Source organism: Pseudoalteromonas sp. SIMBA_162 (assembly GCF_046535955.1).
GTDB classification, from domain to species: domain Bacteria; phylum Pseudomonadota; class Gammaproteobacteria; order Enterobacterales; family Alteromonadaceae; genus Pseudoalteromonas; species Pseudoalteromonas marina.
Genome location: NZ_JAWJBQ010001001.1, coordinates 1 through 244, shown reverse-complemented (window position 1 = coordinate 244; position 244 = coordinate 1). Strand labels below are relative to the sequence as shown.

At 63.9% G+C, this 244-nt stretch carries 1 protein-coding gene; it reads left to right on the top strand.

What is annotated here, in order from left to right; all coding sequences use genetic code 11:
* Positions 1-6: 6 nt before the first annotated feature.
* Positions 7-244: CsgG/HfaB family protein (locus R0J88_RS22720; protein ID WP_410901282.1), on the top strand; the 238-nt coding region annotated here is incomplete at its 3' end.

The window sequence follows — 244 nt, the reverse complement described above, 5'->3', positions numbered from 1 at the left end:
GCGCCGATGGTCGCCAATACCCAGGGTCTTGAAGGGGTGCCCAGCACCTTGATGCCAAGAACCGCCACCTATCAGGACCTGATCAGTCTACCGCCTCCCGCCGGACGTATTCCGGTCGCCATCTATGACTTCCGTGACCAGACGGGCCAATACCGGCCTGCCCCTGCCAGTACCTTCTCTACGGCGGTCACCCAGGGCGGCGCCGCCATGCTGAGTGCCGCATTGTCGGACTCCGGCTGGTTCA